Here is a 6,324-nt window from a genome sequence, read left to right as displayed (position 1 = left end):
ATTGCCGATCATCAGAATTACGCCTGTGCAGGCAAACATACAAGCAGAGTATATCGGGTTGCGTACCCAAGCATATATCCCTGTTGTTACAAGCTGATTCTTCTTGATATTATCATCAACCTTTGACACGATCACTGCCATGATCCACATAACCGCTCCGAGCACGATAAGAATGCTCCCTAAAATGATGAGTAAGGATCTGATGCTTGTCAGCTTTCCTGCTTCAAATACAGACAGATTTCTGCATAAAAAAGCAAGAAGTGTCAACATTGCAACGGTGTATACATAGATCGGTCCCACGCCGAATAACGGTAAATGTTCTTTTTTATTCATCATATCACCTTATCTCCATAAATAGGCAAATCCGATGTTATGGAAGTCCGTATCCATATCAGTCGAAGCGCAGGCAAATTCATATTCGGGAGAAACGATAAGTCCCTTGACCTCTCTTTCAATGTCAAATCCCATGACATGGACAGTAAATTTGTCGCCGACTTTTATGTCCCATGTCTCGGCAAATCTGCTGAACAGCCACAAGCCGTTTTCGTCATTTGAATCGAAGTCAGCACCGTCAATTGTACGTGGGAGCGTAACATCTGTATCCCTCTGGAAATAGCAGTACATCTCCGCAGTGTTGTACTTCTCGTCCGCCTTTCCGAGGACTTCCGTGCGGAGCTGAACGTCCTTGATACCGTTTATAGCTTCAATACTTTCAAGTGCTTCCTCGCCGAAATCCGCACCGTATATCCAGCCGTCAGCGAAGTTGGAGCTGCTTTCAAAATCGTTTCTCGCTTTATTTCCAACGATTACATTCGCCTGAAATCCCGTGTAACACCACATTGCTATCAGCGACAAAAGCATGATAGAAAAGAACTGTGCGAAGTTGGCTTTGATGTCGCGGAGCATTTTACGTCTTAGCATTGCCGTCACCTCACCATTCGATGTCGTTGACAGACAGGGGACTATCATTGGTCTTTATGGATTTTATTTTGCCGTTTCTCATGTGAATGATACGGTTGGCACACTTGGCGATATCCGCATTATGGGTAACAAGAATGACCGTATTCCCGTGCTCTGTTGACAGCTTTTGCAGCATATCAATGACCAGCTTTCCCGTTTCCGAATCAAGAGCACCTGTGGGCTCATCGCCGAGGATTATCTTCGGGTCTTTGGCAAGCGCCCTCGCAATGGAAACTCTTTGCTGCTGACCGCCTGACATTTGCGTGGGAAACTTGTTTTTCTGGTCGGCAAGTCCTACACGTTCAAGCATCTCATCGGGACTTAACGTGGATTTCTTAATATCCTTGACAAGAGCAACATTTTCATACGCCGTCAGTCCCGGGAGCAGATTGTAAAACTGGAATATGAAGCCGATAGTTTCGGCGCGGTACTCTGAAAGCTGCCTGTCGTTATACGAGGATATCTCCTTACCGTCAACGATGACCTTGCCCTCTGTGGGAACGTCCATACCGCCCAGCATATTCAGCACGGTTGACTTCCCTGCGCCCGATTGTCCCAGTATGACTACGAACTCTCCCTTTTCAATGGTAAAGCTCACATGGTCCACAGCGACCTGTTTTCCGTCGCCTTTACCGTAAATTTTCACAACATCTTTAAATTCTACTGTATTCATATTTATCCCTCCATAAAGTTAGCTTTTACAAACTATATGTTAAAAAATAATTTCCTCAGCCCGCTATTCTCTTGTGATACGATTTCAGGGTGATTATGAAGAAAAAAATCCAAAAGTGCTTTGTATGACTCATCGCCCATACTGTGCTCCATTTTACAAGCATCGGTTCTGGCATTTTCTTCTCCCACTCCAAGATATCGGAGCATCAAAAGGAAAAAATAATATCTTCCTTTTATTTTTTTAGCACGCTCTATACCCTTTCTTGTGAGAATTATATTGTAGTTATTGATACATTCGATATACCCTTCCTTTTCAAGCTCATGCACAGCAATACTTACTGTCGGTTTTGAAACGCCAAGCTCTCCGACGATATCAATGCCTCTTGCGCTGCCGCAAGCTTCCTGAATTTTCAAAATAGTTCTGAGATAATTTTCCGTTTTCTCTTTTCCGAGCATCAAGGCACCTCCTTAATCAAGAAATACTGCTCTTATAAATATACTAAAAGTTAGCATGAGATAACTGTTCCATTATGAATTATATCGCATTATTTTTTCTTTGTCAATATGTATCACAAGAAGCCGTTTAATATAAACGGCTTCTCTGTTAGTAAAAAACATTATTCACTTATATACAGCAGAAGCAATATATTCAGGTCTGCATATCTCCATAACGCGTTTTCCGCAAGTATCTTCACCGGAAGCCATTTTACCCAAAGCCTCCGGCAGCTCATTCCAGCTTATCTGTTTTATTATCGGCCGTACATTGGTTTTAGCAATTAGTTCCATAAGCTCAATAGCTTCTTCACGCGTACCGACGTGAGAACCTTGCAGACGCTTCTGATTCATCCACAAATATCTCAGGTCAACCGTTCCGATATAACCTGTTGTCGCTCCGCAAAGTGCTACCATTCCTCCGGGAGCACATAAAAAAAGTGACGTGGCAAGAGTATCAGAACCCGGATGTTCAATAACTATATCAGCCAAACGCTTCTGTCCTGTAATATTAAACATCTGATTACGCATCTTAATTGCGCTTACCATCCATTTTTTATATGCTGCGGGATCAAGCTTGCTTATATCTCCCCAATGATGGTAATCTCTGCGGTTAATATAGCCTGCTGCTCCAAGCTCCATACAAAATCTACCTTTTTCTTCACTTGAAACAACAGCTATCGGCAAAGCTCCGAAATATTTAGCTTCTTGTATTGCCATTGTTCCTATTCCGCCAGAACCTCCCCAGATAAGAACAATGTCATCTTTTTTTATCTTGTTTTCCTGCCAGTGAGTAAGCATACGATGTACAGCAAGTCCTGTAGCCGAAAAGCCTGCACCTTCAAGCCATGACACTTCTTTCCTTAATGGAATACACTGCAGTTCGGAAACCTTTGAAAATTGGGAAAATGCGCCCCAGTTCCCTTCATATCCCCAGACATGATATGTGGGACTATACACAGGACTGCCGCCTGCTTTTACAAAAGGACAATTCGGATCATATCTATAACCGATAACAGTTACGCGGTCACCGACCTTTACAAGCTTTACTCCCTCCCCCACTGCATATACTATTCCGGAAGCTTCAGAGCCGCAGATATGAAAGCTTTGCTTTTTATCACCATAAGCGCCATTATTCTTTATAACATCTACAGGTTTTCCTGTTGCAGCCCAGATACAATTATAATTAAGTCCTGCTGCAACATTGGCAATAATGACCTCTCCGTATCCCGGCTCTGGAACTTTCACGATCTCCTGCTTGTATGCTGTCACAGGATCGCCAAGACGTTCACTGCGCAAAGTCCAAGCATACATTTTCTCGGGAAGATGACCGATCGGAGGAAGCTGACCTACAGGAAGCATCTCATTTTTAATACTCATATCTTATTCAACGGAAATACTGTCAACTAACCAGCTTCTTCCATTATGAGAAAGACAAATATCATAGTATCCGCGCTCGATGCCGTTTAACCCGGAAATTATTAGACTCATATCGCTATCTTTTTCCTCTAATGTAATATTGATCTTTGAATTATCAAATTCCTCACCGTCACAACGCTTCAGATAAAGTTTTTCACCTTTGAGCATCTCAACAAACTCGTCATCAGCAGTTCTCTTATCAAGCTTTATTTCACACCCATCATCACTTACGGATATCTTGTTTTCGATAAACATAGGCGAACAGAGAAGCTCCCCTGCTTTTATGGAGCTCTCATTATTAAGCTGATAAAAGCATTGTTTTATCATCATTTTGCATATATTCATCTTTACGGGATCAAAATACCTTGAACCGCCTATAAAATACGCAATAATTCCGGGCTCACGATCATAAGCAACTATGAAAAGTATATCAACATCTCTCTTATTCATAAACCCGACAGACTGAGCCTTATGTCCTAAAAATGTCGGAGCTGCATTGTTTCCAATTCCCGAAGCGTAAGAAACGGCAAAATCAATATCAGTATAAGGACTGCATTTCTGATGCTTCATACCCTCATTAATATTATCATTCATCTCAGCAACAAGATCTGTCAGCAGAGCCTCTGAATCACCTTTAAAACGATTAGGGACAATATGTGATACTCTTCCGAGAGTACCGCGGTGTTCCTTTGTCATACGGTTCGCATTGGTTATGCCTACCGTAATATCATCAACTCCGAGTATCTTCTCAAGTGCCAGATGATAACATAACATAAATCCATTGAATGTACTCTGACGATATTTCTTGAAAAATACGCCGAGAATATCCTTGTTAAGGAAAAGCGGTGTATCGCAAAGATTAACATCTTCATCACCGTACAGAACAGTCATATCTGGACGTTTATACCCCTCCATGATCTTATCATAGTATGCTAGATGCATTTTTCCTTCATCTGTATCGGCATAGCTGTATTCTCTCTCTGTAAACTCACGGTGTGAAATATACTCCGACTCAGGAGGAGTAATGCCTTTTTTCAGCATTTCATAGTATTTACCTAAGGTAACTATTGCCATAACCTCGGTACTTCCGTCCATTATAGCGTGCTGCATATTTATAAAGAAAAGATACTCGTCATTATCTATTCGGTAAAGCTTCATACGCCAAAGAACAGTCTTGAAAATATCTATATGCTCCTCATTGAATTTATACGCCTTTTTATATGCATCAGCAAAACGTTCTTCCTTTGTATCACCCACTGCGTCAACAGCTTCGATCTTATACGGGTATTCCTTTAAAATACGCTGATAATAAACTCCGTTGCGTTCTGCTATCATAACTCTGAAAATATCATGTCGTTCAATAAGAAGCTCTATGCTTTTATTCAGAAGTTCTATATCCACATCACCGAATATACGCATACCTGCTGCCATATTGCAGTAGCCGTTATCCTTTTCAAAAATACTGTAACGCACATAAAGCTCCTGATTTGGTATAAGCGGGATAAGTTCAGGATCAGTTACCGCAGGACGATCAAAAAGCTCTGATATTTTTTTCATTTCATTCATTGATAATACTCCTTTTATAATGTATTTACGTGTATTTTTTAGAGCACAAACATAAACTCTTCATTTATATCAATCCATATGATGACGCCGCTTCAAGAGCATTTTCAAGCTGGCGACGATAGTTTCGGCCAGCCCGGATACTTGGTATAAATCTCTTTCCGCTGCCGCGAAATTCCTCAATAGCCATTCCCAGAAGTGCAGGAGAAACACCTACATCTATCATGTATTCGGCACTGAGCACATCAAGAGAGTTAAAAGCACTCATAAGATCAACAGGACAAAGCATTTGTTCCAGCCAGTACATTCCGTCAGAGAGTTCTTTTACTCTGCACATATGTGCAGTCGGTATCATATGTATCTTTGGCTCTGAAAATTTTTTATCAGCCATTTCATTTGCAAAGCTTTCGCAGTAATTCTTCAGAAAACTATTATGACCTCCGCCATGAACAGCAGTAAGATTTGCTTTGATGTTTCTCCGTTCACATTTATCGATAAGAAGCTTTACCTCTGCTTCTTTGCCCGACACAGTAACAAGTTTTCTTCCGTTTATAGCACTGATCTCAGCTGTATTTCCTGTTTCGGATATAATTTTATCAACTGTTTCCGGTGAAGCGTGTATTACTCCCATACGAAAAAGCTCATAGGTTTTTTCAAGCACCGCTCCTCTGCTGCATATCAGTTTCATACATTGTCTTATATCAAATATTCCCGCAAAACAAGCCGCGGCATATTCTCCAAGACTATGCCCTAAAACCGCAGAGGGTTCAATTCCTTTACTTCGCCAGAATGAAGCTATAGCGATCTCGGAAAAAACTATCCGCATCTGATCAATGATCAGATCATCATATGTCTCCTCCATCAGCGGAACACGATAAACACCCTCGATCTCAGGAAGATACCTTTGAAAATATTCATAAAAAAACTCCTCTGATTCACGAAGAATATGAAGCATATCCTTCTGATGAATACCGTCTCCCGGAAAAAGAAAAACTGTTTTTTTCATTACCCGTTAACTTTACTGAGAATTGTCTCAAAACTGTCATCAGGTTCAAGGACAAAAGTCTTTCCGCTTTTTTCACACAGACTCTGTTCAAGCAATGTAAGGTCAAGAGAATCTATACCTACCTCTGATGTCGATTCTTCCAAACTAAACGGACGCTCAAATTTTTTATCAATATTTTCTTCAATAAACTTCTGTAATTCAACTAATGTCAT

Annotated in this window: 8 protein-coding genes; all 8 read right to left on the bottom strand. The window is 40.9% G+C overall.

Annotation, left to right across the window (positions count from 1 at the left end):
• The coding region (locus tag K5677_RS08435; protein WP_296726804.1) for a methyltransferase at positions 1–336 on the bottom strand (336 nt) is incomplete at its 3' end.
• A 6-nt stretch (positions 337–342) separates the two neighbouring features.
• Entirely contained in the window at positions 343–921 is a 579-nt protein-coding gene (locus K5677_RS08430; RefSeq protein WP_296726801.1) for a hypothetical protein, read from the bottom strand.
• 10 nt (positions 922–931) lie between these two features.
• A complete protein-coding gene (locus tag K5677_RS08425; RefSeq protein ID WP_296726800.1) occupies positions 932–1,633 on the bottom strand; it encodes an ABC transporter ATP-binding protein in 702 nt (233 codons plus the stop codon).
• Between the two features lie 32 nt (positions 1,634–1,665).
• Positions 1,666–2,088 (bottom strand): metal-dependent transcriptional regulator, encoded by a 423-nt coding sequence (locus tag K5677_RS08420; RefSeq protein ID WP_296726798.1) that lies wholly within the window; start codon positions 2,086–2,088, stop codon positions 1,666–1,668.
• Between the two features lie 165 nt (positions 2,089–2,253).
• Positions 2,254–3,504, bottom strand: a complete 1,251-nt coding sequence (gene ccrA, locus K5677_RS08415; RefSeq protein WP_296726796.1) for a crotonyl-CoA carboxylase/reductase — start codon at positions 3,502–3,504, stop codon at positions 2,254–2,256.
• Positions 3,505–3,507: 3 nt separating this feature from the next.
• A complete protein-coding gene (locus K5677_RS08410; RefSeq protein ID WP_296726793.1) occupies positions 3,508–5,109 on the bottom strand; it encodes a condensation domain-containing protein in 1,602 nt (533 codons plus the stop codon).
• Between the two features lie 64 nt (positions 5,110–5,173).
• Positions 5,174–6,112, bottom strand: a complete 939-nt coding sequence (locus K5677_RS08405) for an acyltransferase domain-containing protein (protein ID WP_296726792.1) — start codon at positions 6,110–6,112, stop codon at positions 5,174–5,176.
• Positions 6,112–6,324: a hypothetical protein gene (locus K5677_RS08400; protein ID WP_296726790.1), complete on the bottom strand. Its 213-nt coding sequence runs from the start codon at positions 6,322–6,324 to the stop codon at positions 6,112–6,114. Before K5677_RS08400 ends, K5677_RS08405 begins: the two co-directional genes overlap by 1 nt.

Source organism: Ruminococcus sp. (assembly GCF_024684275.1).
This window is presented reverse-complemented; position numbering and strand designations above follow the sequence as displayed.